At 69.4% G+C, this 25,238-nt stretch carries 29 protein-coding genes; 12 read left to right on the top strand and 17 right to left on the bottom strand.

Annotated features, from left to right (window positions below; all coding sequences use genetic code 11):
- Positions 1-8: 8 nt before the first annotated feature.
- Positions 9-1,397, bottom strand: a complete 1,389-nt coding sequence (locus tag FPZ12_RS01245; protein WP_144746482.1) for an AMP-binding protein — start codon at positions 1,395-1,397, stop codon at positions 9-11.
- Positions 1,398-1,579: 182 nt separating this feature from the next.
- On the opposite strand from FPZ12_RS01245, the gene FPZ12_RS01240 reads away from it, so the two are divergent.
- Complete coding sequence (locus tag FPZ12_RS01240) at positions 1,580-2,686, top strand: DegT/DnrJ/EryC1/StrS family aminotransferase (RefSeq protein WP_144746364.1); 1,107 nt, start codon at positions 1,580-1,582, stop codon at positions 2,684-2,686.
- On the opposite strand, the gene FPZ12_RS01235 is transcribed toward FPZ12_RS01240, so the two are convergent.
- From FPZ12_RS01235 to FPZ12_RS01210, 6 genes are all read right to left on the bottom strand, one after another.
- Positions 2,683-3,318 (bottom strand): cupredoxin domain-containing protein, encoded by a 636-nt coding sequence (locus FPZ12_RS01235; RefSeq protein ID WP_144746362.1) that lies wholly within the window; start codon positions 3,316-3,318, stop codon positions 2,683-2,685. The genes FPZ12_RS01240 and FPZ12_RS01235 overlap by 4 nt on opposite strands.
- Positions 3,315-3,854, bottom strand: a complete 540-nt coding sequence (locus tag FPZ12_RS01230) for a YceI family protein (protein WP_144746360.1) — start codon at positions 3,852-3,854, stop codon at positions 3,315-3,317. Before FPZ12_RS01230 ends, FPZ12_RS01235 begins: the two co-directional genes overlap by 4 nt.
- Before the next feature lie 76 nt (positions 3,855-3,930).
- Positions 3,931-4,899, bottom strand: coding sequence for a cupredoxin domain-containing protein (locus tag FPZ12_RS01225; protein WP_243769609.1), 969 nt, complete (start codon positions 4,897-4,899; stop codon positions 3,931-3,933).
- A 17-nt stretch (positions 4,900-4,916) separates the two neighbouring features.
- Positions 4,917-5,399, bottom strand: a complete 483-nt coding sequence (locus FPZ12_RS01220) for a hypothetical protein (protein ID WP_243769608.1) — start codon at positions 5,397-5,399, stop codon at positions 4,917-4,919.
- Between the two features lie 28 nt (positions 5,400-5,427).
- A complete protein-coding gene (locus FPZ12_RS01215; protein ID WP_144746358.1) occupies positions 5,428-6,342 on the bottom strand; it encodes a copper resistance D family protein in 915 nt (304 codons plus the stop codon).
- Positions 6,342-6,992 carry a hypothetical protein gene (locus FPZ12_RS01210; protein WP_144746356.1) on the bottom strand — a complete coding sequence of 217 codons (651 nt, stop codon included), beginning with the start codon at positions 6,990-6,992 and terminating at the stop codon, positions 6,342-6,344. Before FPZ12_RS01210 ends, FPZ12_RS01215 begins: the two co-directional genes overlap by 1 nt.
- A gap of 354 nt (positions 6,993-7,346) precedes the next feature.
- Between FPZ12_RS01210 and FPZ12_RS01205 the strand changes: the two genes are divergently transcribed.
- Together FPZ12_RS01205 and lhgO are read left to right on the top strand one after the other, a co-directional pair.
- A complete protein-coding gene (locus tag FPZ12_RS01205) occupies positions 7,347-7,880 on the top strand; it encodes a copper resistance CopC family protein (protein ID WP_243769607.1) in 534 nt (177 codons plus the stop codon).
- Positions 7,881-7,919: 39 nt separating this feature from the next.
- On the top strand, positions 7,920-9,101 hold the full coding sequence (gene lhgO, locus FPZ12_RS01200) for an L-2-hydroxyglutarate oxidase (protein ID WP_144746354.1): 1,182 nt from the start codon (positions 7,920-7,922) through the stop codon (positions 9,099-9,101).
- Here the strand turns inward: lhgO and FPZ12_RS01195 are convergent.
- On the bottom strand, positions 9,082-9,594 hold the full coding sequence (locus FPZ12_RS01195) for a DUF3558 family protein (RefSeq protein WP_144746352.1): 513 nt from the start codon (positions 9,592-9,594) through the stop codon (positions 9,082-9,084). The genes lhgO and FPZ12_RS01195 overlap by 20 nt on opposite strands.
- A 133-nt stretch (positions 9,595-9,727) precedes the next feature.
- On the opposite strand from FPZ12_RS01195, the gene FPZ12_RS01190 reads away from it, so the two are divergent.
- The 3 genes from FPZ12_RS01190 to FPZ12_RS01180 all read left to right on the top strand — a co-directional run bounded on the left by FPZ12_RS01190 (position 9,728) and on the right by FPZ12_RS01180 (position 12,799).
- Positions 9,728-10,480, top strand: coding sequence for an aspartate racemase/maleate isomerase family protein (locus FPZ12_RS01190; RefSeq protein ID WP_166462525.1), 753 nt, complete (start codon positions 9,728-9,730; stop codon positions 10,478-10,480).
- Between the two features lie 73 nt (positions 10,481-10,553).
- Positions 10,554-11,843, top strand: coding sequence for a serine--tRNA ligase (serS, locus tag FPZ12_RS01185; RefSeq protein WP_144746350.1), 1,290 nt, complete (start codon positions 10,554-10,556; stop codon positions 11,841-11,843).
- Between the two features lie 98 nt (positions 11,844-11,941).
- Positions 11,942-12,799, top strand: a complete 858-nt coding sequence (locus FPZ12_RS01180) for a PRC and DUF2382 domain-containing protein (protein WP_144746348.1) — start codon at positions 11,942-11,944, stop codon at positions 12,797-12,799.
- A gap of 9 nt (positions 12,800-12,808) precedes the next feature.
- Here the strand turns inward: FPZ12_RS01180 and FPZ12_RS01175 are convergent, their stop codons facing one another.
- From FPZ12_RS01175 to FPZ12_RS01160, 4 genes are read right to left on the bottom strand one after another with little or no spacing between them, the layout of a single operon-like run.
- A complete protein-coding gene (locus FPZ12_RS01175) occupies positions 12,809-13,714 on the bottom strand; it encodes a haloalkane dehalogenase (RefSeq protein ID WP_144746346.1) in 906 nt (301 codons plus the stop codon).
- Positions 13,715-13,760: 46 nt separating this feature from the next.
- Positions 13,761-14,213, bottom strand: a complete 453-nt coding sequence (locus FPZ12_RS01170) for a DUF350 domain-containing protein (RefSeq protein WP_144746344.1) — start codon at positions 14,211-14,213, stop codon at positions 13,761-13,763.
- A gap of 43 nt (positions 14,214-14,256) precedes the next feature.
- Complete coding sequence (locus FPZ12_RS01165) at positions 14,257-15,423, bottom strand: glutathionylspermidine synthase family protein (RefSeq protein ID WP_144746342.1); 1,167 nt, start codon at positions 15,421-15,423, stop codon at positions 14,257-14,259.
- A complete protein-coding gene (locus FPZ12_RS01160; protein ID WP_208025694.1) occupies positions 15,424-16,041 on the bottom strand; it encodes a hypothetical protein in 618 nt (205 codons plus the stop codon).
- Between the two features lie 111 nt (positions 16,042-16,152).
- Here FPZ12_RS01160 and FPZ12_RS01155 point away from each other — a divergent pair, with 111 nt between their 5' ends.
- The 3 genes from FPZ12_RS01155 (at position 16,153) to FPZ12_RS01145 (ending at position 18,084) form a co-directional block, all read left to right on the top strand.
- Complete coding sequence (locus tag FPZ12_RS01155; protein ID WP_424923562.1) at positions 16,153-17,064, top strand: septum formation family protein; 912 nt, start codon at positions 16,153-16,155, stop codon at positions 17,062-17,064.
- Between the two features lie 4 nt (positions 17,065-17,068).
- Positions 17,069-17,419, top strand: a complete 351-nt coding sequence (locus tag FPZ12_RS01150; protein ID WP_144746338.1) for a metallopeptidase family protein — start codon at positions 17,069-17,071, stop codon at positions 17,417-17,419.
- Positions 17,420-17,673: 254 nt separating this feature from the next.
- Positions 17,674-18,084: a hypothetical protein gene (locus tag FPZ12_RS01145; protein WP_144746336.1), complete on the top strand. Its 411-nt coding sequence runs from the start codon at positions 17,674-17,676 to the stop codon at positions 18,082-18,084.
- 1 nt (position 18,085) lies between these two features.
- Here FPZ12_RS01145 and FPZ12_RS01140 read toward each other — a convergent pair whose 3' ends face one another.
- The 3 genes from FPZ12_RS01140 to pheA all read right to left on the bottom strand — a co-directional run bounded on the left by FPZ12_RS01140 (position 18,086) and on the right by pheA (position 20,420).
- Complete coding sequence (locus FPZ12_RS01140; protein ID WP_144746334.1) at positions 18,086-18,751, bottom strand: DUF4232 domain-containing protein; 666 nt, start codon at positions 18,749-18,751, stop codon at positions 18,086-18,088.
- Between the two features lie 143 nt (positions 18,752-18,894).
- A complete protein-coding gene (locus FPZ12_RS01135; RefSeq protein ID WP_144746332.1) occupies positions 18,895-19,512 on the bottom strand; it encodes a histidine phosphatase family protein in 618 nt (205 codons plus the stop codon).
- Positions 19,509-20,420, bottom strand: a complete 912-nt coding sequence (gene pheA / locus FPZ12_RS01130; protein WP_144746330.1) for a prephenate dehydratase — start codon at positions 20,418-20,420, stop codon at positions 19,509-19,511. The genes FPZ12_RS01135 and pheA overlap by 4 nt, the downstream gene beginning before the upstream one ends.
- 96 nt (positions 20,421-20,516) lie before the next feature.
- Here pheA and FPZ12_RS01125 point away from each other — a divergent pair, with 96 nt between their 5' ends.
- The 3 genes from FPZ12_RS01125 to FPZ12_RS45420 all read left to right on the top strand — a co-directional run bounded on the left by FPZ12_RS01125 (position 20,517) and on the right by FPZ12_RS45420 (position 22,566).
- Entirely contained in the window at positions 20,517-21,131 is a 615-nt protein-coding gene (locus FPZ12_RS01125; RefSeq protein ID WP_144746328.1) for a macro domain-containing protein, read from the top strand.
- A gap of 161 nt (positions 21,132-21,292) precedes the next feature.
- A complete protein-coding gene (gene coaA / locus FPZ12_RS01120; protein WP_144746326.1) occupies positions 21,293-22,225 on the top strand; it encodes a type I pantothenate kinase in 933 nt (310 codons plus the stop codon).
- 188 nt (positions 22,226-22,413) lie between these two features.
- Positions 22,414-22,566 (top strand): hypothetical protein, encoded by a 153-nt coding sequence (locus FPZ12_RS45420; RefSeq protein ID WP_166462509.1) that lies wholly within the window; start codon positions 22,414-22,416, stop codon positions 22,564-22,566.
- A gap of 2 nt (positions 22,567-22,568) precedes the next feature.
- Here the strand turns inward: FPZ12_RS45420 and FPZ12_RS01115 are convergent, their stop codons facing one another.
- Both FPZ12_RS01115 and FPZ12_RS01110 read right to left on the bottom strand, forming a co-directional pair.
- A complete protein-coding gene (locus FPZ12_RS01115; protein WP_144746324.1) occupies positions 22,569-24,098 on the bottom strand; it encodes a hypothetical protein in 1,530 nt (509 codons plus the stop codon).
- 52 nt (positions 24,099-24,150) lie between these two features.
- Complete coding sequence (locus FPZ12_RS01110; RefSeq protein ID WP_243769605.1) at positions 24,151-25,227, bottom strand: hypothetical protein; 1,077 nt, start codon at positions 25,225-25,227, stop codon at positions 24,151-24,153.
- Positions 25,228-25,238: the final 11 nt, after the last annotated feature.

The raw sequence follows: 25,238 nt of genomic DNA, 5'->3' as shown, positions 1-25,238 counted from the left end.
TCGGGTGCTCAGACGAGCTCACTCAGCGCCGGGTAGTCGATCTTGCCACTGGTCTGCAGCGGGACGGCGTCGAGCGCCCGCACGTCGAACCCCGAGGAATGCAGATGCAGCCGTTCGGCGAGGGCGCGCGAGATCTCCTTGCAGACATCCGCGGCCACGCCTTCGGTGAACAGCACGATCTTGTCCCCGGCGGGCACCGCCGCGACCATGCGCACGCCGAGCCCCGTCGCCAGCACGGCCTGTTCGAGGTCGTCGAGACTGATCCGGTTGCCGAACACCTGCCCGATCCGCTTGAGCCGCCCGGTGACGAACAGGAAACCCTCTTCGTCGAGGTAGCCGAGGTCGCCGGTGGCCAGCACGCCGTCCAGCTCGTCGCCCTTCGCGAGGTCGTGCGCGTCCTCGGCGTAGCCCATCATCACGTTGGGCCCGTGGTAGATCACCTCGCCGGTGATCTTCGGATGCGTGGTCTCCGAACCGTCGTTGTGCCGGATGGCGAACTCGCCACCGGGCAGCGCGGGCCCGACCGAGCCTGGCTTCTCGGCGAGCCGGTCGGCGGGCATGGTGGCCATCCGCGGCGCGGCCTCGGTTTGGCCGTACATCACGAAAAGCCCGCCGCCCGCGGCGCGCATCCTGGTGTCGAACTCGGTGACCAGCTCGGGCCGCAGCCTGCCGCCCGCCTGCGTCAGCGTGTGCAGCGCCGGGAAGTGGGCGGGGTCGAACTCCTGGCGCCACAACATTTCGTAGTGGTACGGCACGGCGGCGAGTGACGTGCAGCGATGCTCTGTCACGGCGTCCCAGAATCCGGGAGCGTGGATGCCGTCCGGCTGCAGCACGACTGTCGCGCCACGCACCAGGTGTGAATTGAGCACGGAGAGCCCGTAGCTGTAGTGCAGGGGCAGCACCGTCGGGGCGACGTCGTCCGCGCCGATGCGCAGCACCTCGCCGATCGCGTGCGCGTTGGACAGCAAGGCATTCCGGGACAGCCTGGCGAAATGCGGTTTGCCGGTGGAACCGCTGGTGGCCAGCAGTACGGCGAGGTCGGGATGCGGGCGCACCCCGTCGGTTTCGCCGCGCACCCAATGCCCGTCCTTGCGCAGATAGCCGGGCGGCGGTTCGCATCCCGGCGCGGCGAGCACGGCACCGGGCCGGAACCGCGCGACCAGCCTGGCCAGCGATTCCTCGTTCAACGCCGGGTCGATCAACGCGACGGCACGGCAGCTTTCGAAAGCCGCGAGGTACCTGATCAGACCGGGCGCGTCCATCGCGGTGCGGACGAACAGCACGCCCTCGGGCAAGGCGGCGACCTCTTCGGCCGCTTTCGCCACCTCCCCGGTGAGGTCGAGAGTCCGACCGGCTACGAGGTCGACGATCCGGGCGCTGTCACCGAGCAGTGTCACCACCGCCACTCCTCGTTCACGCTGCGTCCTTCCGCTCACCAGTAGAGAGGCCGGCGGGGTGCCGGTCCATCAGCCCATCGGGTGGAACTGTCAACCTCAGGTTGAGCTGTGGTGTCAGCTCGTCAATCGTGGCCAGGTCACGGCGGACCACCTTACCCAGAGCCAGAAGGAGCGAACCGCGCATGATTCCGATCGCCGTGGTCGACGTCCGCGAGAGCGAGTCACTGGTCATCGAAGTGCTGCGATCGGGCAGCCTCGCGCAGGGCCCGATGGTCGAACGCTTCGAGGAGGCGTTCGCGAGGGTCACCGGGACGAAGCACGCGGTGGCAGTGCACAGCGGGACGACGGCGCTGGTCGCGGCGCTGCAGGCGGTGGGCGTCGGCGCGGGCGACGAGGTGGTGACTTCCCCGTTCGCCTTCGTCGCCACCCTGAACGCGATCCTGTGGACCGGCGCCACGGTGCGCTTCGCGGACGTGACCGCGGAAGACTTCGCGCTCGACCCGACGTCGACGCGGAAGGCGATCGGGCCCCGCACGAAGGTGTTGCTGCCCGGGCACCTGTTCGGCCAGACCGCCGACATGGGCGAGCTGCTGCCACTCGCCGAGGAGCACGGGCTGCACCTGGTGGAGGACGCCGGCCAGGCGTTCGGCGCGGCGTTCCATGGCAAGCAGGCGGGCTCGTTCGGGATCGGTTGTTTCTCCTTGTACGCCACCAAGAACGTGACCACCGGCGAAGGCGGCATGATCACCTGCGACGATCCGGCGCTCGCGGACCGGCTCCGGCTCGTGCGCAACCAGGGCATGCGGGCGGCGGGCGCGTACGAGCTGCCGGGGTTGAACTACCGCATGTCGGACCTGCACGCGGCGGTCGGCATCCCCCAGCTGGCGCGGCTCGACGAGACGGTGGCGGCGCGGCGCCACAACGCACGGCAGCTGACCACGGGCCTCGCCGGCACGCCGGGATTGACCGTGCCCAAACCGCTGCCGGGGCGGGATCACGTGTGGCACCAGTACACGGTGCTCATCGGCAAGCACGCGATGCTGTCCCGCGACGAGCTGGTGGCCGAGCTCGACGCACGCGGGGTCGGCACCGGCGTGTACTACCCGAAGCTGGTGTTCGACCACGAGGGCTTCCGTGGTCATCCACAGATCCCCGAAGCCGACCCGGCGGACTTCCCGGTGGCGGCGAAGCTCGCCGAGCAAGCGCTTTCCCTGCCGGTGCACCCCGCGCTCACCGAGTCCGATGTGGACACGGTGGTGCGCGAGGTGCGTGACGCCTTGGGCGCCTAATTCTCCCTGCGGGATCCCAGTAGTAGCAGGCAAAGCACGGCGATGGCGGCGGCGACCCCGGCCACGATCAGCTTCGGGTCCAGTGTCGTCGTGGTGGTCGGGGTGGCACTCGCCTGCACCACTTCCCCACCGGTGCTCGGCGCGGCCTGCTGCTCCGTCGGCGTGGCGGCGGGCATCGACATCGACGACGTCGGCTGCTGCGCGACCGGCACTTGTTGTTGCGCCGACGAAGAACGCGGCGCCGTGGTCTGCTTCGGTTGCGTCGTGACCTTCGGCGCGCTCGGGACGGCGGGCGCGCTCGTCGCCGCGGGGAGCACGGTCACCTGCGCCTTCATGTCCGGGTGGATCGAGCAATAGTACGAGTACGTGCCCGCGGTTTTGAAGGTGTAGCTGAAACTCTGCCCGGTGGACAGCATGGGGCTCTTGATCGCGACCGGCGCGCTCGTCGTGGTCACGTCGTGCGGGGCCTGGTCGTGGTTGGTCCACGTGACCGTGTCTCCTATGTGGACGGTCAAAGTGGACGGTGAGTACGCGTAGTCCTCCATCATCACCGCCTGCGTGGCGGCCTGCGCCGGTGGCGCGAGCGCGAAGGCTCCGAAGAAGGTCAAAGCCGCTACCAGCAACAACTTCATCGCACGAACTCCGCGGCCAGCTCCAGGTGAATCGGGCGTTCGGCGATCACCTGCGCCACCCAGTACCCGGTCTCCAGCTGACGACGCGGGGGCGGCAGCACGCCGCGCAGCCACAGCACCACCGCCAGCTCGTCCACATGCGCCAGTTCGCCGCGCAGCCGCACTTCGCGCACGACGTCGAGCACCTCGATCTTGCCGATCACCTCGACCGACCAGTCCTCGGCGACCGACATGTCCGTGCTGTGGAAGCGGATCCTTGGGTGTTCCGCCGCGCATAGTCCTCCTTTGTCGGTGAGTGTGCGCGCGAGCCCGAAGACGTTGGTGCGCAAGGAACCCGCGTCGAGTTCGAGCATGAGCCCCGGCTGGTCGCCGAGCACGAGCGAGCCCGCGGTGCAGGCGAGCCGGCCGCGGAGCACGGGCCAGCGCAGCACGCGGACGGCGGGTTCGAGCACGAACCGCCGGGGGCCGACGTCGTAGCCGCCGGGCAGCGGCAGCTTTTCGAACGGCTCGACGGCGAGCTCCGCGGTCGCGTCCATCGGGAACCTCCTCGGGGATGGGAGAATCGGCGGCGGTGGCCCGGCCGAACGGTCCTCGGCCGGGCCACCGCGCTGCTCAGCAGGTCAGCTGGTTCATCAGCGGGGTGAGCACCTGCTCAAGCCACACCGTGTGCGTCTTGATGTACTGGTCCAGGTTCAGCGCGTCGGTCACCTGCTGGCCCAGCGAGGTCTCCAGGTGCGCGGACTTCACGTGGTCCAGGATCGGCGTCAGCGTGTCCGTGACCAGCTTGTCGGCCGAACCGTCCAGCACCGGTTGCAGCACCTGTTCCAGCCACACCGTGTGGGTCTTGATGTACTGGTCCAGGTTGAGGATGTCGGCCACCTGCTGCCCCGGCGAAGTCTCCAGGTGCGCGGACTTCACGTGGTCGAAGATCGGCGTCAGCACACTGGTGGGGATGCATTCGGTGCCACCGCTGCTGCTACTGCTCGACGGCATCGACATCGACGACGAAGACTCCGAGCTGGAACTCGACGGCATGGACATCGACGTGGTCGGGTCCGCGCTGCCGGTGGGCACGCTCGTGGTCGGCTGCGTCGAGCTGCCACCGCCACTGCCGCTGTCCGTCACCGTCACCGTGGCCTTCATGTCCGGGTGCACGGCGCAGTAGTACGAGTACGTGCCGGCCTGGGTGAAGGTGTAGGTGTAGGTCTCGCCCTGGGCCAGGTTCGGCGAGTTGAACTTCACCGGGCCGTCGGTCACCGTCACCGTGTGCGGCGCGGTGTCCTCGTTGGTCCAGGTCACGGTGTCACCGACCGCGACGGTCAGCGAAGCCGGGTCGTAGGCGTAGTTCTTGATCGCCACCTGCACGGTCTTGGCCGACTCGGCCTGTTCCATGCTGTCGTAGAGCGCGACGCCGATCGGGTTGTCCTGCACCACCTTCGGCATCGCGGCGGTGTCGGCACCCGTGCTCGAGCTCATGCTGGCGAAGCTGAACAGCACGCCCGCCAGCGCCACCACGGCGATGCCGAGCAGCAGTACGGGCCTGCGCGAGCGCTTCGGCTCACTCGGGGATTCGGTTTCCACTGTGGATTTTTCCTTTCTCAGCAACTCGCCTGTGCGAGCAGCGGCGTGAGGACCTGCTCGAGCCACACCGTGTGCGTCTTGACGTACTGGTCGAGGTTCAGCGCGTCGGTGACCTGCTGGCCCAGCGAGGTCTCCAGGTGCGCGGACTTCACGTGGTCGAAGATCGGGGTGAGCGTGCCGGTCACGACCTCGTCCGCCGAACCGTTCAGTACGGGCGCCAGCACGTTCTCCACCCACACCGTGTGGGTCTTGAGGTACTGGTCGAGGTTCAGCGCGTCAGTGACCTGCTGGCCCAGCGAGGTCTCCAGATGCGCCGACTTGACGTGGTCCAGGATTGCCTGCAGCACCTCGGTCTTCGCACACGAGCTCGGCTGCGTCGCCGCGGCGTCCACAGTGGACGCTTCGGCGATCGCGGAGCCCCCGCCGAGGCTCAGCAGGCCTGCCACCGCGACGGGCAGCAGCCACCTCCAGCGCCGGGCGGGTTTTTCGGGCTTGTCCATCCAGCGGACTCCTTTCTCGGATGAACGGTCAACGGCCAGGACTGGCCGTGACGAGGAGGCTCGCCGCGACGAGGACGACGATGACGAGCACCGTTTCGGCGGCGACGGAGTAGACGAAGGGGCGGACGGTCCCGCCTTGACCGCGCAGCACGACCGCGAAGTCGAGGCGCCGGTTGACCCAGCCGCGGCTGCCCTGCGCGATGAGCAGCACCACCAGCAGGACGACGATCTTGACCAGCAGCGTGCGTCCGTAGTCGGTGCTGAACAGCTTCGACACCGAGCCGAGCGTCTGCCACGTCAGCACCACGCCGGCGGCGACGATGAGCAGCACGGACCCCATGGCCAGCTTGGAATACCGCGGCAGCACCGAAGCCAGCTCGTCCGGTTCGCGCCGGGACAGCAGGCCGAACAGCAGCATCGCCAGCCCGCCGAGCCACGCGCAGATCCCCAGTACGTGCAGGAAGTCCGCGAACTGCGCGAGCACCGGGCGAGCGCTTTCCGAGGCGTGCCCGGTCATCCCGGTGGTGCGCAGCAGGCCGAAGCCGATCGCGGCCAGGCCGGTGCGCCAGGCCAGTGAACCGGCGGCGCGCCTGCCGCGCTGCAGCAGCTGTGCGAGTACGACACCACCGAGCAGCCACAGCAACGCCCTGGCGAACCAGATCTGTCCGAAGTGGACATCCAGAACCTGGGAAATCAGGTCCCAGTCGAGGAAATCGGTCGGTGGTCGCTGCGCGATCCACGCTCCTTCGAGCCCGACCGCGGCGACCGTGCCGACGAACCCGAGCACCCAGCCGACCACCACGACCTTGCGGGCGCGGCCGTGGTCCGCGCCGCTCTTCCAGAGGAAGGCGAGGAACAGCAGCCCGCCGAGGAAGAGCGTCATGCCGAAGTAGTCGATCGCGCGGGCGACGATGTAGAGGGCCTTGGCCGGCGTCAGGTCCATCAGCCACCGACCTTGGCGGGCGCCAGCGCGGGCAGCGCCGAAGTGAGCGTGCTCAACGGGTTCGCGGGGTCGGTCGTGGTTGTCGCGCAGTAGCCGGTGACGCTGTACAGCAGGGTGTTCAGCGCGCCGGGGTTGGTCCCGTCCGCGCTCTGCGTCAGGCCGAGCGTGCCGGTGAGGGTGCTGACCACGGGCAGCGCGCCGACCACGGTGTTCGCGGTGTCGGCGACCTGTTGCGCCACGCCGGGCAGGCAGGTGGCCGGCTGCCCGGGGTTCGTCGGCGTGGTCGGCGGTGCCGGTGTGCCCGGTTCGGTCGGGCTGACCGGTGTGGTCGAGCCGGGGTCCGTCGGCGGCACCTGGACCACCGGCACCGTCCCGGAGTCGTCGCCGGTGGTCGGGTAGTCGCTGGGGACCGGGATGTCTGCGGGGAGCTGGTTGCCCGGCATGGTCATCTGCGGCACCGACGCCTGCGGCAACTGTCCATCCGGGACGGCGGTGCCCGGGCTCGCCGTGGCCGGGGTGTCCGCCGCCTGCGCGTTCGTGGTCGTCGTCCGCAGTCCGAGTCCGGACGCGAAACCGACGATCACCACCACACCGCCGACCAGCAACGCCGCGACGAGGTGCTCGCGACGGACCGAGAATACTGCTGCCACCAGTCACTTCCTCGAAGTTCGCGTGCAAGGGAAGAAATTTGCCTGCCCGGTGGACCGTTTGGACGATGCCCACCGACGGGCCAGATCAGACCAGTCCGCTTGTTTCGGGCGTTTACCGCTCTGTGAAGCAGCGGTAAAGTGGCTCGCCCTCGGGGCACGAGCCCACGGTGAAACACCCCAAGATCAATCCTCTGTGGACCCTTCACCGGTGCGATCGACGGCTCCGGCCGGCGGTGGCGGTGAGCACCTGTTCATCCGGCCGTTACAGGCGTCCCCTTGCCCTCGCGGCGGCGGCCACTAGTGTCCGAACGACCGGGAACGACGCGGAGTTCCCCGTTCAGGACGGAAGAAACGGTGCCACGAAAGAAAAACCTGCTGATCAGGGGCGTTTCACTCGTCTTCGTGCTGGGTGCGCTCCTGCTCGCCGGGACACGCGCCGCCGACGCGCACAACGTCCTGGAGTCCAGCAGCCCGGCCGCCGGAGCCTCCCTGACGGCGAGTCCGTCCACAGTGGAGCTGACGTTCAACGAGCCGATCGAGTCCGGGTTCAACGAGCTCGTCGTCACCGGACCGGACAAGACGTCCCAATGGCAGAACGGCGCCGCGACGGTTTCCGCGGAGAAGATCTCCGTGCCGCTGCGGCCGCTCGGGCCCGCGGGCGAGTACACGGTGGCCTACCACATCGTCTCCGAGGACGGGCACCCCGTTTCGGGCTCCTACACGTTCACCCTCACCGTCGCCGGCACGGGGACCCCGGCGCAGGGGCAGTCGGCGGTGGCCGGCGCGCCTGCGGGCGACGAGAGCACCGTGCCGGTGTGGGTCTGGGTCGCGGGCGGGGTCGTCCTGCTCGGTGCCGGGGTCGTGATCGCGCGGCGGATCGCGCGCTGAGAGCTGGGCACCCGGCGCCGCAACCCGTACCCTGGGCGAATGCGCGTGGTCGTGATCGGCGGCGGGATACTGGGGCTGGCCGTGGCGTGGGAGCTCGTCAGCCGCGGTACCGACGTAACGGTGCTGGAGAAGGAAAATCACTGGGCGACACACCAGACGGGGCACAATTCCAACGTCGTGCACGCCGGGCTGTACTACAAACCGGGCTCGGCCAAGGCCAGGATGTCCGTCGCGGGCAACAAGTCCATTGTGGACTTCGCGCGCGCGAACGGGGTCGGCGTCGAGGTCTGCGGCAAGCTCGTCCTCGCCACCGACGAAGCGGAGCTGCCCGCGCTCGGTGTGCTCGCCGAACGAGCCGAAGCCAACGGCGTCCCGGCGAAGCTGATCACCCGCGAGGAAGCGCTGGAGTACGAGCCCGAGGTGTCCTGCGTACAGGCGTTGCGGGTCGAGTCCACCGGCGTCATCGACTTCCCCGGCGTCTGTGCCGCGCTCGTCCGGCTGCTCGCCGAGAAGGGCGCGGACCTGCGCCTGCGCACGGCGGCGCTCGGCATCCGGCCGGGTCACGCAGGCGGCGTCGAGATCGCGACCGGCGACGCCGTGCTGAAGGCGGACGCGCTGGTGAACTGCGCCGGCCTGCAGTCGGACCGGGTGGCCGAGCTGGCGGGCGTCCGGCCGCGCGCGCGGATAGTCCCCTTCCGCGGCGAGTACTACGAACTGCGCCCGGAACGCCGCCACCTCGTGCGCGGCCTGATCTACCCGGTGCCGGACCCGACGCTGCCGTTCCTCGGCGTGCACCTCACCCGCATGCTCGACGGCAGCGTGCACGCGGGGCCCAACGCCGTGCTCGCGCTACGCCGCGAAGGCTACCGCTGGCGCGACTTCTCCCCGGCCGATATCGCCGACGTGGCACGGTTTCCCGGCTCGTGGAAGCTCGCCCGCAAGTACGCGTACCCGACCGGCCTCGAAGAGATCCTGCGGTCACTGTCCAAACGCCGCTTCGCCGAAAGCCTCGCCCGGCTCGTCCCGGCCGTCGGCCCGGACGACATCGTGCGGCACGGCTCCGGCGTCCGGGCGCAGGCGCTGTACCCGGACGGCTCACTGGTCGACGACTTCCTCATCGAGACGGCGCCGCACCAGGTGCACGTGCTGAACGCGCCTTCCCCCGCCGCGACGAGCGCGCTGGAGATCGCGAAGCACGTGGTCAACGAGGTAGGTGCGTAGCGACGATCGGCGCGGCCTTGCGCGCGTAGTCGCAGGCCTTGGCGGGGTCGGCGAAGTTCTGCCCCGTGATCGCGACGAACGAGGTGTCTGAAAGTGAGACGGCCAGGTTGCACATGACCTTGCCGAGGATGCTCGGGTAGTTGCCCCAGCTGACCCCGCCGAACTCCTCCTGCCCGGTCGGCTGCTGGGAGAAGTACTCGCCGATGTTGAGATCCGTGCTGTAGTAGACCTGTACCGAATCGTCGAGGGAGGCCTCGGGATCCGGCGAGCGCCACTCGCAGCTGGCGGGCACCCGTGAACTCGGCTGCGCCGCGATCGGCGTGCCCGGGCCTGCCAGGCCCAGCTGCCCCGCCTCGTCCGTGGTGAGCATCGCGCACGGGTCGGTCGACGCCGCTGGCGTGACCGTGACCCGGCCCGGCTCCGGCTGCGCGCTCCCGGACAGCTCCGCCGTGCACCCGGTCGCCAGAACCGCGACGGCCAGTACCGCCGCCATCGCCGCACCTCGCACGCCTCCCCCTCCCGCAGGTTTAACAGACCGGTTACTCACGCCGGACTTCCTTTTCGCAGACCGAACCTAGCGTGTCCGGCATGTGCAGATGAGGCGAACGCGCTAGGCGGTGACCACGGTGACGATCAGCAATCCCTTCGAAATCGCGCTCCCGGTGCAGACCGGTATCGGGGTCGTGGCCCCGTTCGACTTCGCGCTCGACCGCGAACTGTGGCGCTGGGTGCCCGAGCAGGTCTGCCTGCACACCACCCGGCTGCCCTACCTGCCGGAGCCGGTGACCGTCCGCCTGGCGCAGGCGCTCGGCGACCCGCACGGAGTCCGCCGCGCGACCCGCGACGTGCTGGTGCCGGAGCCGCTGGTGGTCGCCTACGCCTGCACGTCGGGGAGTTTCGTCGGTGGCGCGGCCGGGGAACGCGCGCTGGTGCGGGACATGCTCGAAGCGGGTGCGCCCGCCGCTGTCACCACCTCCGGCGCGCTGATCAGGGCCTGCGAACGGCTCGGCGTGCGCCGGCTCGCCGTGATCACGCCGTACGTCGACGACGTGACCGGGCGGCTGCTGAGTTTTCTCGCCGAGTACGGCATCACCACGTCCGGCAGCCTCGGGCTCGGGAAGCTCGGGGACATCTGGAAGATGTCGTACCGCGAGGTGCTCGCCGCGGTCAGCGGGGTCAACACCACCGGCGCCGACGCGCTGTTCGTCAGCTGCACCAACGTGCCCACCTACGACCTCGTCGCGCCGCTCGCCGGGCGGCTCGGCCTGCCCGTGCTGACCGCGAACCAGGTGACCATGTGGGCCGCGATGGAGGAGGCCGGGGTGCTGGTCCCCGAAGGCAGTTTCCCGGCCGCGCCCAAGATCGTCGGGGCGGCGTAGCGGGTCCGGGAAAACGTGCTGGTCGCACTGGATACGCTGGGTGCACCCAAACCGGCTCGTACCTGGAGTACCAATGCACGACGCCCGCCTGCTGCTCGATCCCGCCACGGACGCGGCCGCCAAGCTGCGCCGCCGCGGGTATGTGCTCGACACCGACCGCCTCGGCAAGCTGGTGAGCAGGCGGTCCGAGGTCATCGGCCAGGGCGACCAGGCGCGGGCGCGGTCCAAGAAGGCCGCCGCCGACGTACAGGCCGCCGCCCGCCGCGGCGAGGACATCACCGGCCTGCGCGAGGAGGCCCGCCAGCTCAAGGTGCGCATCGGCGAGCTGGAAGAGGAGCAGCGCGAGGTCGAGACCGAGCTCAACGAGCTGCTGCTGGGCATCCCGAACCTCCCGCTGGACGAGCTGCCCGACGGCGCCACCGAGGAGTACGCCGAGGAGGTCCGCCGGTGGGGCACCCCGCCGGAGTTCGACTTCGAGGTGCTCGACCACGTCGACCTCGGCGAGCGCGCCGGGTTCCTGGACCTCGGCCGCGCCACGAAGCTGTCCGGCCCGCGGTTCGCGGTGTTCAAGAACGCCGGCGCCCGGCTGGAGCGCGCGCTGGCCGCGTTCTTCCTCGACATCCACACCCGCGAGCACGGCTACACCGAGTTCTCGCTGCCCGCGCTGGTCACCCGCCAGACCATGACGGGAACGGGTCAGCTGCCGAAGTTCGAGGAGGACCTCTTCCGCACCGGGGTCGCCGAGCGCGAGCTGTTCCTGATCCCGACCGCCGAAGTGCCGCTGGTCAACCTGCACGCGGGCGAGCTGCTCCAGCTGGAGGACCTCCCGCTGAGGTACACCGCGCACACTCCGTGCTTCCGCTCGGAGGCCGGCTCGTACGGGCGTGACACCCGCGGTTTGATCCGGCAGCACGAGTTCTCGAAAGTCGAGCTCGTGCAGTTCGTCGAGGCGGAGAAGTCACGCGAGGCGCTCGAAGAGATCCTCACCCACGCCGAGGCCCCGCTGCAGCGGCTCGGCCTGGCGTACCGCGTGATCAAGCTGCCGGCGGGCGACATCGGTTTCTCCGCGCAGATCACCTACGACGTCGAGGTCTGGATGCCGAGCCAGCAGACCTACCGCGAGATCTCCAGCGCCTCGGACACCGGGGTCTTCCAGGCCAGGCGCGCGAACATCCGTGGCAAGGGCAAGGACGGCAAGCGCGGCGCGGTCGCCACGCTCAACGCCTCGGGCCTGCCGATCGGCCGCACCCTGGTGGCCCTGATCGAGCAGAACCAGCAGGCCGACGGCTCGATCGTGCTGCCGGAAGCGCTGGTGCCCTACACCGGATTCTCGAAGATAAACAAGGACGGCACGATCTCCTGACCCTCAGGCGGGCGTGGCACGAAGGTGTCAGTTTCCCGGCACCCGGTTACCGGAATGTCCTAGGTGGACGCTCCAGCCAACCGGGAAAGGAAACCACCATGACTGGCATGCTTCGTCCCGAGGAACTGACCGAGAACGCCGTGGTCGACCCCGAGGGCAAGAAGATCGGGAAGGTCGGCACCGTCTACCTGGCCGACGACACCAGGCAGCCGGAGTGGGTGACCGTCAAGACCGGGATGTTCGGGCAGAAGGAAAGCTTCGTCCCGCTGCGCGGCGCGAGCCTCGACAACGACGGCCTGCACGTGCAGGTCTCGAAGGACAAGGTTTCCGACGCGCCGCGCACCGACGCGGGACAGCATCTGTCCGAACAGGACAGTGCGCAGCTCTACCACTACTATGGGATGCCGCTGCCGCGGACTTCGGCGGAAAACCGTGGCAGGCAGGGCACGAACGCACCGCGTGACCGGCGGCAGGGCGCGGCCGGTCAGCAGCAGGCCATGCGCGGTCAGCAGGAAGCCATGCGCGGCAACGAAAACCGTGACCGCGAAGCGACCGGCCCCAGCCGTGGCAAGGAAAACGCCGGCGAGAGCATGACTCGTTCCGAGGAGCAGCTGCGGGTCGGCACGGAGTCGGTCGAGAGCGGCCATGTGCGGCTGCGCAAGTACACCGTCACCGAGGAGCAGCAGGTCACCGTGCCGGTCACGCACGAGGAGGTGCGCCTCGAACGTGAGCCGATCACCGACGCCAAGCCCGGCGACGCACGCATCCACGAAGAGCAGCAGGACATGATCCTGCACGAGGAACGGCCCAAGGTCGAGAAGGAGACCGTCGCCAAGGAACGCGTCCGGCTGCGCAAGGACGACGTCACCGAGGAGCAGACCGTCTCCGGCCAGGTCCGCAAGGAGCAGATCGAGATGCAGGACGATCAGCACCGCCGCGGCCAGGACCGCCGCTGATCAGCGGGCTCAGTCGCGCACGAAGTCCGCGACGATCCGGCCCAGCTGTTCACCGCCGTCCTCCTGCAGGAAATGTCCCGCACCGGTCACGGTGGGATGGTCCAGGCCCGCGGCGCCCTTCATGGCGCGCTTGAGGACCGGGGCCATCCCGCCGGTGATCGGGTCTCCGTCGGAGAAGGCGCACAGGAACGGGATGTCCAGCCCGGTCAGTGTTTCCCAGGCACGGCGGTTCGCCGCGCTCGCCGGGTCGTCCGGGGTGATCGGCACCAGCCCGGGCATCGCGCGCGGGCCCGCCTTGTACATCTCGTTCGGGAACGGCGCGTCGTAGGCCGCGCGCTCGGCTTCGGTGAGCTCACGGCGGCAGCCCGACTGCACGAGCCTGCCGATGTCCAGGATCTGGGCGTTCTCCACGGTGCGGCGGAACGCGTGCCACACCTCGGGCATGTCGTAGTCGCCGCTGGGCAGCCCGGTGTTCGCCGCGACCACCTTCACGAAGCGGCCCGGGTTCTCCGCCACGAGGCGCAGCCCGATCAGCCCGCCCCAGTCCTGGCCCACCAGCGTGACGTCACGCAGGTCGAGCGCGTCGAACGCGAGCGCGCGCATCCACTCGACGTGCCGCGCGTAGGTGTGGTCGACGATGTCGCCCGGCTTGTCCGAACGACCGAAACCGACCAGGTCGGGCGCGATGGCGCGGATACCAGCGTCGGCCAGCACGGGCAGCATCCGGCGGTACAGGTACGACCAGCTCGGCTCGCCGTGCAGGAGCAACACCACCGGCCCGTCCGCCGGTCCCGCCTCGACGTAGGCGATCCGGACGATGCCGTCTCTCGGGTTCTCGATGTCCGCGTACAGGGTCGGGAAGTCGAAATCGGGCAGGTCCTCGAACCGGTCTTCCGGTGTCCTCAGCAGGCGCACGCCGTCAACCCTAGGGGTCCGCGCCTGCGGGCCCAACCCACCCGAGTTACGAAATGCCCACCGCGACCACGAGGCCGAGCGCCAGGTGCGCGGCCGCGACGACCACGCTGGCCGGCGCGAACGTCTCGCTTTCGATGGTCGAGCCCACGTCGATGCGGGTCGCCCACTCCAGCAGCCGCACCGCCAGCACCTGCACGACGATCCCGAGCAGGCCGTACACCAGCGATGTGATGAGTCCCTCGGTGAGATCGCTCGCGGAGTTGAAGATCGCGACGACGACGATGAAGGCCATCGACAGCATCCCGGACGCGGTGACGATCACCGCGTTCGGCAGCCCGCGGTGCACCAACGCGGACAGTTTGCCCGGGGTGGTCCAGTCGATCGCGTAGAAGCCGACCAGCATCAACAGCAGTCCGACGACGCCGTAGAGCAGGATCGCGCCGATCCCCTTGACGAGATCGGAGCCGAACGTGTCGGCCAGCGCGAGATTGGTGATCACAGGATCTCCCAGTAGGTCCGTGTGGGTGAATGCGGAGGGTTTATCACGATTCCGGGATGCGGTGGGGGACGAACGCGGCACCGTCGTCGGTCACCAGTCCGGCCGTCTCCCTGATGCCCAGCCCGGCCGAGGAGTCGCCGACGATCCACGCGCCCAGCGCGGGACGGAAGCCGTCGAACTCGGGCAGCGGGTCGAAGGCCTGGTAGACGAAGCCCTCCTCGCCGTAGACGCCCGGGGTCTCGGTCTCGTAGCCGGTGGCGACGATCTGCACGTTCGCGCCTTCACGCCCCAGCTTCGGCTTGCGCACGTACTCGGTGAGCAGGCCGGGATCGTCGGCGAAGGCAGGCAGCAGGTTCGGGTGGCCGGGATAGTTCTCCCACAGCACGGCCAGCAGCGTCTTGTTGGACAGCAGCATCTTCCACAGCGGCTCTATCCACAGCGTGCGCGGGAGCGTCTCGACGGCGTGCCTGCCGAACTCCTCGTCCACCACCCATTCCCACGGGTAGAGCTTCACGACGGTGTTCATCGGCGCCTCTTCGAGGTCGACGAACCGCTTCAGCAGCGGGTCCCAGCCGATCTCCTCGATGGCGAGGCCGACCGTGTCCAGCCCAGCCTCGGCCGCCGTCTCCTGCAGGTAGGAGGTGGTGATGTGGTCCTCGCCGGTGGGGTCGGCGGTGGACCAGGTGAAGTACAAATCGTTGCCGGGCAACAACTCCCGGATCTCGCCCCAGCGCTCGACGAGCCGCTCGTGCACCGAGTTCCACTGGTCGTCGTCCGGGAAGACCTCGGTCTTCCAGTGCCACTGCAGCACCGACACCTCCAGCAGCGACGTCGGGGTGTCGGCGTTGTACTCCAGCAGCTTGGCCGGGCCGCTGCCGTCGTAGCGCAGGTCGAAGCGGCCGTAGACGTGCGGGTCACGGCGTTTCCACGAGTCGGCGATGTGCGGCCAGACCCATTCCGGGATGCCGAACTCGCGGTACCGCTCGGTCAGCACGACGTTGTCGACGGCCTCGAGACACATCGAATGCAGCAGCTCGACGTCGGCCTCGAGGGAGAGGACCTCGTCCATCTCCAGCACGTAGTGCACCGACTCGTCCCAGTACGGGCGGTCCTTGCCGGTGCCGTAGCGGGCCGGCGTGCCGAACACCAACCCCTGCTCTTCGACGATTCGCTGCCAGTCCTTGCGCGGTGCGCTGGTGGACCTCCGCACCTACGAGCCCCCGCTCTTCCCCGTGCCGCCGGTGCTGCTCTTGCCGCTGATCCCGAACCCGCCGCGCTGCACCGTCTTGCCCGAAGACGTCTTGACCGACGTGTTGCTGGACGGCTTCGTGTACGTGCCTCCGGACACCGGAGTGCCGACAGTGCCGGTGCCGCCGTAGTTGTAGCGGTACTGCCCCGCGCCCACGCCGTAAGGGATGATCCAGAGCCCGGTACCGGAGTCGTAGTGCCCGCCGTGCGACGCGATGTAGCTGTCGTCGCAGTACTCGTCGTTCTGCACCACGCCGTTCGCGTCCGTGCAGACCGCGCTGACCTCGTCCGGCTTGCCCACGACGTACCAGGCCGCGACGACGCCGACGAGGCCGACCGTCACGCCGCTCCCGATCAGCACCTTGCGGCGCGTGCCCGCCTTGCGCTCGGCTTCCTGTCTGGCGACCTCCTGGGCCTCGATCCGTTCCCGCTCCTCCTGCTCCGCCTTGCGGCGGGCGCGCTGCTCGGCGAGCGTGGGTTCGCGCGGTGTCGTGTTGTCCGGGTCCTGGAAGCGCATCGAGCCCCGCGCGGGCTGATCTTCCGGGGCGTCGCGGCCTTCCGGCGGGGTGTCTTCGGTCATCGGGCACAACACTAGCTACCCGAGGGGTGTCCTGTGGCCAGGACGCGGGCATTATTGACCGCGATGCTCGGACAAGGTTTGGCAACGAACACACTGCGCACCCGGCTGGTCATGCTGGGTGTCTTCGTCGGCGCGATCCTGGCCCTGTCGCTGAGCGTCGCCTTTTCCTGGGGCGGCGGCGTCGCCGGTGGCGGAAAAGTCGAGGAGTCGGCGGAGGCCAAGGCCGCGTTCCACGCCGCGCCGGGCACTTGCCTGAACTGGGTACAGCCGGACGTGTCGGACATCCACACCGTGCCCTGTGCACAACCGCATCTGTACGAGGTGACCGGTGTGGTCAACATCGGCGACAAGTACCCGGCGGGGGTGCCGGAGCCCGGGGTCGACGAGTGGCGCGACATGGCGATGGCGCGGTGCACCGACGGCGCGCAGAGCTACCTCGGCAAACAGCTCGACCCGTACGGCAAGTTCACCGTGAGCGCGCTGCGCCCCGGCACGTCGGAATGGTCCGACGGTGATCGAGACATGCGCTGCGTGCTCCAGTGGGCCGCGCCGGGCGGGGCGCTGCAGCCGGTCACCGGCAACGCGGCGGCACAGTCGCAGGCGCCGATCTGGGATCCGGGGACCTGCCTCGCGCTGGCGAACAAGACGGTCGGCAACCCGATCGACTGCACCCAGCCGCACTCCTACGAGATCGTCGCGACCGTCGACCTCAAGGACCACTTCAAGGACGACTACCCGTCCCAGAAGGACCAGGCCGCGTGGCTGGACACCGAGTGCAACCACGACGTGCAGGGCTATGCCGGAGGCGTCGATCTCAGCGAGCAGAAGCTGATCCTGACCTGGGATCTGCGCGAGCAGGAGAGCTGGGACGCCGGTTCGACGTTGGTCAACTGCAAGGTGGGCGCGACGCTGCCGGACAAGAGCGGGCTCGCGCCGATCACCGGCAGCATCCGGCAGCAGGCGCAGGACGCGCCGCCCGCGGGCGGGCAGCAGCCGGTGCAGTCGAGCCAGCCCGGCGGCTAGCGCGATGGCCGTAGAAATGTCCGAGGCGCGGTTCGAGGAACTGGTCGCCGACGCGCTGGACGCCGTACCGCCGGAGTTCGCCGAGGCGATGGACAACGTCGTCGTGCTGGTCGAGGACCACAACGAAGAGGCACCGGGCATCCTCGGCCTGTACCACGGCGTCGCGCTGACGCGCCGCACGTCCGACTACGGCGGGGTGCTCCCGGACCGGATTTCGATCTACCGGCGCCCGATACTGGCGATCTGCGAGACCGAGGAGCAGGTCACCGAGGAAGTCCTGATCACCGTCGTGCACGAGATCGCACACCACTTCGGCATCGACGACGCCCGGCTCCACGAACTCGGCTGGGGCTAGGAACTGTTTCAAATGTGGTTTGCGTAGCGGTGCAGGTAGGGGAACCTGAGGCGGCCCCTGACTCCGGGATCGCCTCATCATGAATGCCAATTCACCACTTCGGCGCTGTCCTCGCCAGCGACCACCTCAGAACCCCCGGCGGTGCAAGCGCACGGCCCACCGCAAGCGGCTCCGCCACTTACAAAACACTTTCCAGAGGTAACGGCACGGCCGCGAAGCTGGCTCGGCGGGCCCGCGAGGTGCTGGAATATCCCATGCGGCTCGAACGCGAGCAGGACGCGGAGCCGGCGCGTGGACGCCGTCCCCTGGTGCTGGCGGGCGCCGCCGGGTTCGCGGTGGGGGCGGTGGTGATCGGTCTGCTGTGGACTGTCTCCGGCGGCGGCAACGGGCCGGCCCAGGACGCGCGCGCGGCCTGCGCGTCACTGGATCGGGCCGGTCCACTTCCGAACGCCTACGTCAGCCAGGCCACGCTCGCGCCCGGCGTGATCCAGCACATCACCGCGGCAAGGGACCTGTCCGCGGCCGCCGCCGCAGGCAGCCCACTCTATGAGCAGCTGGCGGATCATCTCGACGGCGTGAGCCGGATGGTGATCAGCCTGAACTTCGCCGACCCCGCCGGCCAGTCGCACCTCGCGCGGGCGCACGAGCTGTGCGCCCGCGTCTGAGTCAGTCGCCGCTCGAGCCCTTTTCGATGGTCTTCACGGTGAGCTGGTTGCCCGGGATCTTGTCGCTCCCGCACCCGGTTCCCGGGTAGTCGACGTACATCGACGCGGTCTCCTGCGGCGGGTACACGCGCAGCCCGCGCACCGGCTGCGGCTGGCAGGTCACCGTGTCGTAGTTCTGCACGTTCACGAAGCCGACGGTCGCGTGCGCCGTCTCCCCTTTGGCGAGCGTGATCGGCCCGCCCTTGTCGCCGGTGCGGAATGCCGCCGGGCCGACCTGGTGCCCGTCCGAGCCACCGACGTACGAGACGCCGGGGAAACCCTGGATCACGCAGGAGTGGCTGCTGACGTTGGTGAAGACGAGCGGCCGGTAGACCGTGCCCGCCGCGGCGTCCCCGTTGCCCACGGAAAGCTGCAGGTCAGACGCTTTACAGAGGTTGTTGCCCGCGTTCTGCGCGCCCGTGGACGCGGACGGCGGGGTGACCTCGGCCGGCGCCGAGGTGGCCGTCTGCGACGGGCTCGTCGTCTCGGTGGTGCTGCTCGTCGCGCTCGGTGTCGTCGGCTGCGGCTGTGCGGAGTTGTTCGTGCCCTGCCCGCACGCCGAGACGGCGGCGGCGAGAGCTGCCGCGGTGGCCACCAGGCCGACCTGGGAAATCCTCACTCGCACCATGTCTGTTTCGCCTCCCTGTGCTGGTTGAGCACTACCCGGAGGACGTGCGATCCACCTGCCGGGTTGTGTGGCCTTGGCAAATTCGTTACGACCCCCGGCCACACACGGTGAAACTACAACAACCGGTGCTCAGCGGCCTGTTCTCACATCCGCTGACCGGCCCAGCTGAGGCAGTGCCAGCCCGCGCCGGGCACGGTCTCCAGCTCGACGACGCCGGTGTTGGGGATCAGGCCCTGGTCGGCCAGCTCCGGGCGAACGTTGTCGCAGAGCCATTCCGCGCCGAGGCGGATCACCCCGCCGTGGCTCACCAGCGCGATCGCGCCGTCCGCGTCCGCGGGTTCGTGCTTGGTCCGCAACTCACCCACCGCCGTGGTGAACCGCGCCCGCACCTGCTCGCCGCTTTCGCCGCCCGGCATCGCGACGGTCAGGTCCCCCTGGGTCCACGGGCGCACGGTCTCGACATACGCCTTGAACGCCGCCGGATCGCCGCGGCCTTCGAGGTCGCCGACGCCGACTTCCTGCACGCCCTCGACGGCCTGCACGGTGGTGGCCAGAGCGGCCGCGAGCGGGCCGGCCGTCTGCTGCGCACGCGTTGCATACGATGCGTATACAGCCGTGATGCGCGCGGCCGAAAGCCTGTCCGCAAGCGCTTGCGCCTGCTGGTGCCCCAGCTCGGTGAGCGGCGGGCCTGGCAGCGCGGTGTCGAGGATCTTCTGGGTGTTCGCGACGCTCTCGGCGTGCCGGATGAGGTACAGCTTCACGCGAGCTCTCCTTTTCGGACAGCGGCGACCCAGGCGGCGGCGTCGGTGAAATCGTGGTTGTCGGCGAGCGGCTCGATGGTGGCGCGCACCCCGTCGGCACGCGGATGCGAACCGAGGAAGCGGACATTGCGGCAACGGCGGCGCAAAGCGGCCAGCGCGTCCCCGATCCGCGGTTCGGCAACGTGGCCCTCGAAATCGAAGAAGAACCGGTACTCCCCGAAATTCCCCTTGGAGGGCCGGGCGTCCAATCGGGTCAGGTTGATCCCGCGGACCGCGAGCTCGGTGAGCAGCTCGGCGAGCGCGCCGGTGCGGTTGGCCGCGGCCGCCACCACCGAGGTGCGGTCGGCGCCCGTGGGCTCCGGCAACGGGTGTTCTGGCTTGCGTACCAACAAAAACCGGGTGCGCGCGTCGCGGACGTCGGCGACCTCGGTGGCCAGCACCTTGAGCGGGTAGTGCTCGGCGGCGACCGGCGCGGTGACCGCCGCGTCGTACTCTCCGGCCTGCACCGCGACCGCGGCGGCCGCGGTGGACGAAGACGCGACCGGGCGCGCGCCGGGCAGATGTTCCTCCAGCCACAGGCGAACCTGCGCAAGCGCGTGCGGATGGCTTGCCACAGTGTGGATCTGCTCGGTGTCCGGCCTGGTGAGCACGCTGAAGTGGACCGGAAGCAGCGCCTCCGCGAAGGCAATCAACGGTTCCCTGTCAGCGAGCCCGTCGAGGGTCGCGGGCACCACGCCTTCGACCGAGTTCTCGACCGGTACGCAGGCTCCGTCGGTGGTGCCCGCGCGCACCGCGGCCAGCGCCTGCGGGATGGTCTCGAACGGGACGAGTTCCCCGTCAGGGGCCAGAATTCGGGCTGCCTGCTCGGTAAACGTTCCCTCGGGCCCGAAATATGCGATCCTTGCCACGTCGTCAGGTTACGCACTCAGCGAAACGCTGGTCTGTTCAGGCGTTGCGCCCGGCCGCCGGTTACATGGCGTGCCTTTTTTTGGCATGGTGTAGGCGTGACCGCCGAATCGGGCACGCACGCCACCCGAGCAGGGGCCGAAGACCGGGTCTCACCGCACAGTCCTTCTCTTGTGCTGTGCGCCATCGACGAACCACTCGCCAACGCCTGGCAGGGCGTTGTGGACAGTGTGGACGGTGCCGTGCGGGTGCATCACGGTTCGGTACTCGACGTGGTCGCGGACGCGATCGTCAGCCCGGCGAACTCCTACGGCTGGATGCGCGGCGGGATAGACGCCGTCTACGCGCGGGCGTTCCCCGGCGTCGAGCAGAACGTGCGCAGTGCCGTACTCGCCTTGCACGGCGGCGAACTCCCGATCGGCGAAGCGGTGGTCGTGCCCACCGGCGAGCCCGCGCCGGCGTGGCTGATCAGCGCCCCGACGATGCGCGAGCCCGGCGAGCGGCTGCCCGAGGACACCGTGCACCCGTACCTCGCGGCGCGGGCGGTGTTCCTGCGCTGGCGCGACGGGAAACTGGACCACGGCGTCGAACTCCGCCGCGTGGTCGACACGATCGCCATGCCGGGCCTCGGCACCGGCGTCGGCGGCGTCAGCCCGGAAACCTGCGCCCGCCAGGTCGCCGCCGCGTGGGCAGAGGTGTTCGGCCGCCGGTGACGCGGCACTCTTCGCGAGCGCATCCGGCCTGTTCAAAGCATTGTCCCCCAGCGGGGTGTAGTAAGTCACAGCGCGTTCACCGCCGGTAAGACCTACCGTTAGGGGAGCGTTAGCGCGCGGGAAATTCGACGTCAGCCCAGCGACGGGCAAGGAGTGTGGGAATGCCACGGGTCCGTGAGCTCAGTCCCTACGTCGAGCTACACCGAGAGCAATGGCGGGAACTGCGCCGAAGCACACCACTGCCGTTGACCTCGGCGGAGCTGCTGCGACTGCGCGGGCTCGGCGAACAGGTCGACATGACCGAGGTGGCCGAGGTCTATCTGCCGTTGTCCCGGTTGATCAACCTCCAGGTCGCGGCGAGACAGCGGCTGTACGAGGCCACCACCACCTTCCTCGGCGAGGACTGCCGGGGCACCAAGGTGCCGTTCATCATCGGCATCGCGGGCAGCGTGGCGGTCGGCAAGTCCACCACCGCGCGGCTGCTGCGCACGCTGCTGGCCCGCTGGCCCGACCACCCGCGCGTGGATCTCGTGACGACCGACGGGTTCCTGTACCCCAAGGCCGAACTGCAGCGGCGCGGCATCATGCACCGCAAGGGTTTCCCGGAAAGCTACGACCGGCGCGCCCTGCTGCGGTTCGTCACCGAGGTCAAGTCCGGTGCCGAAGAGGTCGCGGCCCCGGTGTACTCGCACCTGGCGTATGACATCGTGCCGGGCGAGGAGCACGTGGTCCGGCATCCGGACATCCTGATCATCGAGGGGCTCAACGTGCTGCAGCCCGGCCCGCAGCTCGCGGTGTCGGACCTGTTCGACTTCTCGATCTACGTGGACGCGCACACCGCGGACATCGAGCACTGGTACATCGAGCGGTTCCTGAAGCTGCGGCAGACCGCGTTCGCCGACCCCGCCTCGCACTTCCACCACTTCGCCGGCCTGCCCGACGACGAGGCCCGCGACGAGGCGCGGCACCTGTGGCGCACCATCAACGAGCCGAACCTGATCGACAACATCCGCCCCACCCGCCCCCGCGCGACGCTGGTGCTGCGCAAGGATTCGGATCACTCCATCAACCGCGTCCGGCTGCGGAAGCTGTAGCCCGCTACTGCGAACGGCCCTGCCGGGCTGAGCCGGTCGCGGCGCCCTGCGCGGGGCGTAGGCGGCAGGCTCGGCCGATCGGCTGATGGCGGCTACGCGGCGGTAACCGGTTGGCCGATACCGGTTGCCCGGCCGCGACCGCACCCTGGTGACTAGGAAATACAACCTGACCAGGGAGGAGGCCACCGATGGTCGAGATCGTCTTCACTTGGGTCGGGGCTTTGCTCGGAATCGTGGTGCTGGTGGCCATGGCGGCCGGCGCCTTCGTCGTGGACTTCGACGACGCACTCGCCGACCGCAGGCAGCAGGCTCCCGCCCCCGAAGGGACGGGAACCCCATAGCGTCAGTTCAGCTCGTCCAGGGCCTGCACGTAGTCATCGATGTCGAACTCGAGGCCGTCGCCGTCGTCGGTTTCCAGCCTGGCTTCCAGGGTGGCGGCCAGTTCGTCGAGGATTTCGGTGCGCGGCATTCCCTTGGCGAGCAGCCGCTGGGCCGCCTGCCAGACCTCGGCGGGCTCGTTGTCCCACAGCTGGTCGACGACCGTGGTGTGCGCGGCGACGGTAAGGAACGCCTCTTCGTCGAGGTCGTCCTCGGCGAGTGAGGCCTGGAAGTCGGGGTGCTCCCCGATGACCAGCAGCCGGCGCTGTTCCGGGTCCGCCGGGTCGAGTTCCACCTCTTCGTCCGCGATCTCGGTGTACACCGAAGGCACGGCGAACTGGCGGCGCTCCAGCAGTTCCGCGACGCCCTCTTCGTCCAGGCCGTCGAAACCGTCCAGATAGGAGTCCACAGTGGACTCGGTCTCCAGCGCCCGCTCGTAGAGCCTGTCCTCGACCGCTTCCAGCAGCGGCTCGACCGCGTCCTCGGGCAGGCCGTCGCGCCGGGCACCCCAGCGCGCCCACGCCGGCAGCACCGCTTCCAGCGCCTCGTCCTGCTCCTCGGTCAGCTCGATCGCGCCGTCGTCCACGAAGTCCACAAAGGACGCCAGCTTGTCCGGGCCGACGCGCAGCGGACGGCGCGGGTCGTGCTCGCAGCCGAACTCGATGATGCGCAGCGCGCACACCCGTGCGGCCTCGTTGTCCACCAGGTCGGGCGAGGCGCGGAAGAACTCGTCGATCGCCTCGGCCTGGTCCTCGGTGGTCATGATCTTGGGCTCGTCCACCCGCTCCGCCTGCGGCAGCGCCCGGGTGCGCGCCATCGCCAGCGCACGGAAGCGCACGTAGTCGTCGGTGACCTCGGGCTCGCTCTGCAGCTCGGTGCCCACGAAGGCATCGGCGAGCAGCTGGTGCGCGCGCCCTGGGGTGATCGCCTCGACCGTGACCAGGTCACCGCCCTCGCTGGCCTGCGAGTGCATCTCGGCCACGACCTCTTCGGGCGACTCGACGATGACCGCCTCGTCGACCCAGCCGCCGAACACCGCGTACCCGATCGACACGAGCAGCCCGTGGGACTGCTCCCCTTCGCCGAACACGCACAGCACGGACGTCTCGTCGCCGTAGACATCGGCGGTGCGCCAGCACTCGCCGGCAGCCACCTGGTTGAGCCTGCCCGCCCAGTCGGGCTCCGGCAGCCCCAGCTTCTCCAGCGCCAGGCCCGCGGCCTCCCGCTGCTCCTCCGTGGTGGCCAGCGTGCGCAGGGCGGCCAGCGGGCCGACCAGGCGCTCCGGCTCGGGCGCGGCGGAGGCGAACTCGATGAGCTCGGCGGCGAGGTCGTCACCGGCCTCCCACCACTCGCCGAGTATCTCGGAGGTGACGAGCTCGACACGCAGTGGATCGGCGTCCGGCTCCAGCGCCGCGAACTCGCGGAGGACCTCCTCGAGCAATCCGTTCACGCTCTCGGTGTCGTCTTCGGGCTCGTGCTGGGAAAGCTCGGTCATGAAGCACATATTCGCACCGCCCTCCGGGGGCAGCACGCGCGGGGACCCGTGATCACACCTTTGGCAGAGCGATCCGCGCGGCCGAGATTTCCGTGAGCAGCCGGGTCTTCCGCCGGTGGGTGCGCACGAGTTCGGCCAGGTAGGGGGCGAACTCCGCCGCCAGGCCCGCCCTGCGATGCAGCGTGCGGAGCTTGCGCAACGCTTTCGCAGCCTGTTCGTAGTGGACGGCGTCCTTCAGTCCGATGAGGTCCTCGATATACGCTTTGTATACAACGAGTATTTCGGTCGGATCGGTGCCGAGCCGTCGCGCTGCCTCCCACGCCTCCTCCGGCCGGTCCTCGGCGATGAGCGCGCGGATGACCTCGTCCGCGGTGGCCTCACCCTCCGTGGCCCCGTCTTCCGTGGTGCCGTCATCCGGCGGCTGACTTTTCTCCTGGCTCAGGGCCCTGGCCGCATGCGCGACCGCCTCCGTCGTACGGCCGGCGGCGCGGAGCACGCGGACGATCTTCAGGCTGACGTCGAGCCGCGGCGGCTGTCGCGAAAGGATCGCGAGGAGGGCGTCGACGTCACCGGTGATCTCCGCGACCTGTTCGTCGAGCCGCTCGGCCGCGCGCCGCCGCGCTTCCGTTCCCGGCTCCGCCAGCACTTCGTCCACAGTGGACTTGATCCGGCGAAGTCCGTTGTCCCCCAACGCCTTGACGAAGTCGGCGAGCTCGATCTCCGCCCCGCCGAAGACGACGCCGACTATCCAGTCGGCCAGCTGTTCGGGCTGCGGCGGGTGCCCGGCGCAGGCGCGCGCGTACAGCTTGATCGCCCGCCGCAGCTCGGCTCCTGCCGCGCCCGAGGAATCGTCCCCGTGCCGCAGGGCTTCGGCGATCCGGTCGACCGTGCGCCGGGCCAGCGGCGCGACGTCGGCCTGGGTGCCCGAATCGAGCAGCCGCGCCACGGTGTCCAGCACCGCACCGATCTTCGCGGCCTCACCGGAACTCTCGGACAGCTCGTTGCCCGAGGCGGTGGCCCGCAGCTGGAGACGGCCGAACAGTTCGGGATCGCGCTCGGCCTGCTCGTGCAACAGCTCGGCGAGCGTCTCGGCGTCCAGCGAACGCAGGTAGCCCCGAAGATCGGTCACCGGCACATCTT

Source organism: Amycolatopsis acidicola, from assembly GCF_007713735.2.
GTDB classification, from domain to species: domain Bacteria; phylum Actinomycetota; class Actinomycetes; order Mycobacteriales; family Pseudonocardiaceae; genus Amycolatopsis_E; species Amycolatopsis_E acidicola.
This window is presented reverse-complemented; position numbering and strand designations above follow the sequence as displayed.

Coding starts and splice junctions, on each gene's coding strand:
- serS (WP_144746350.1), top strand. CDS start 10,554: ATGCACGACGCCCGCCTGCTGCTCGATCCCGCCACGGACGCGGCCGCC.
- FPZ12_RS01155 (WP_424923562.1), top strand. CDS start 16,153: ATGCTGGGTGTCTTCGTCGGCGCGATCCTGGCCCTGTCGCTGAGCGTC.
- FPZ12_RS01140 (WP_144746334.1), bottom strand. CDS start 18,751: ATGGTGCGAGTGAGGATTTCCCAGGTCGGCCTGGTGGCCACCGCGGCA.
- FPZ12_RS01115 (WP_144746324.1), bottom strand. CDS start 24,098: ATGACCGAGCTTTCCCAGCACGAGCCCGAAGACGACACCGAGAGCGTG.
- FPZ12_RS01180 (WP_144746348.1), top strand. CDS start 11,942: ATGACTGGCATGCTTCGTCCCGAGGAACTGACCGAGAACGCCGTGGTC.
- FPZ12_RS01160 (WP_208025694.1), bottom strand. CDS start 16,041: ATGACCGAAGACACCCCGCCGGAAGGCCGCGACGCCCCGGAAGATCAG.
- FPZ12_RS01145 (WP_144746336.1), top strand. CDS start 17,674: ATGCGGCTCGAACGCGAGCAGGACGCGGAGCCGGCGCGTGGACGCCGT.
- FPZ12_RS01220 (WP_243769608.1), bottom strand. CDS start 5,399: ATGGACAAGCCCGAAAAACCCGCCCGGCGCTGGAGGTGGCTGCTGCCC.
- lhgO (WP_144746354.1), top strand. CDS start 7,920: ATGCGCGTGGTCGTGATCGGCGGCGGGATACTGGGGCTGGCCGTGGCG.
- FPZ12_RS01195 (WP_144746352.1), bottom strand. CDS start 9,594: ATGGCGGCGGTACTGGCCGTCGCGGTTCTGGCGACCGGGTGCACGGCG.
- FPZ12_RS01215 (WP_144746358.1), bottom strand. CDS start 6,342: ATGGACCTGACGCCGGCCAAGGCCCTCTACATCGTCGCCCGCGCGATC.
- FPZ12_RS45420 (WP_166462509.1), top strand. CDS start 22,414: ATGGTCGAGATCGTCTTCACTTGGGTCGGGGCTTTGCTCGGAATCGTG.
- FPZ12_RS01150 (WP_144746338.1), top strand. CDS start 17,069: ATGGCCGTAGAAATGTCCGAGGCGCGGTTCGAGGAACTGGTCGCCGAC.
- coaA (WP_144746326.1), top strand. CDS start 21,293: ATGCCACGGGTCCGTGAGCTCAGTCCCTACGTCGAGCTACACCGAGAG.
- FPZ12_RS01235 (WP_144746362.1), bottom strand. CDS start 3,318: ATGAAGTTGTTGCTGGTAGCGGCTTTGACCTTCTTCGGAGCCTTCGCG.
- FPZ12_RS01230 (WP_144746360.1), bottom strand. CDS start 3,854: ATGGACGCGACCGCGGAGCTCGCCGTCGAGCCGTTCGAAAAGCTGCCG.
- FPZ12_RS01240 (WP_144746364.1), top strand. CDS start 1,580: ATGATTCCGATCGCCGTGGTCGACGTCCGCGAGAGCGAGTCACTGGTC.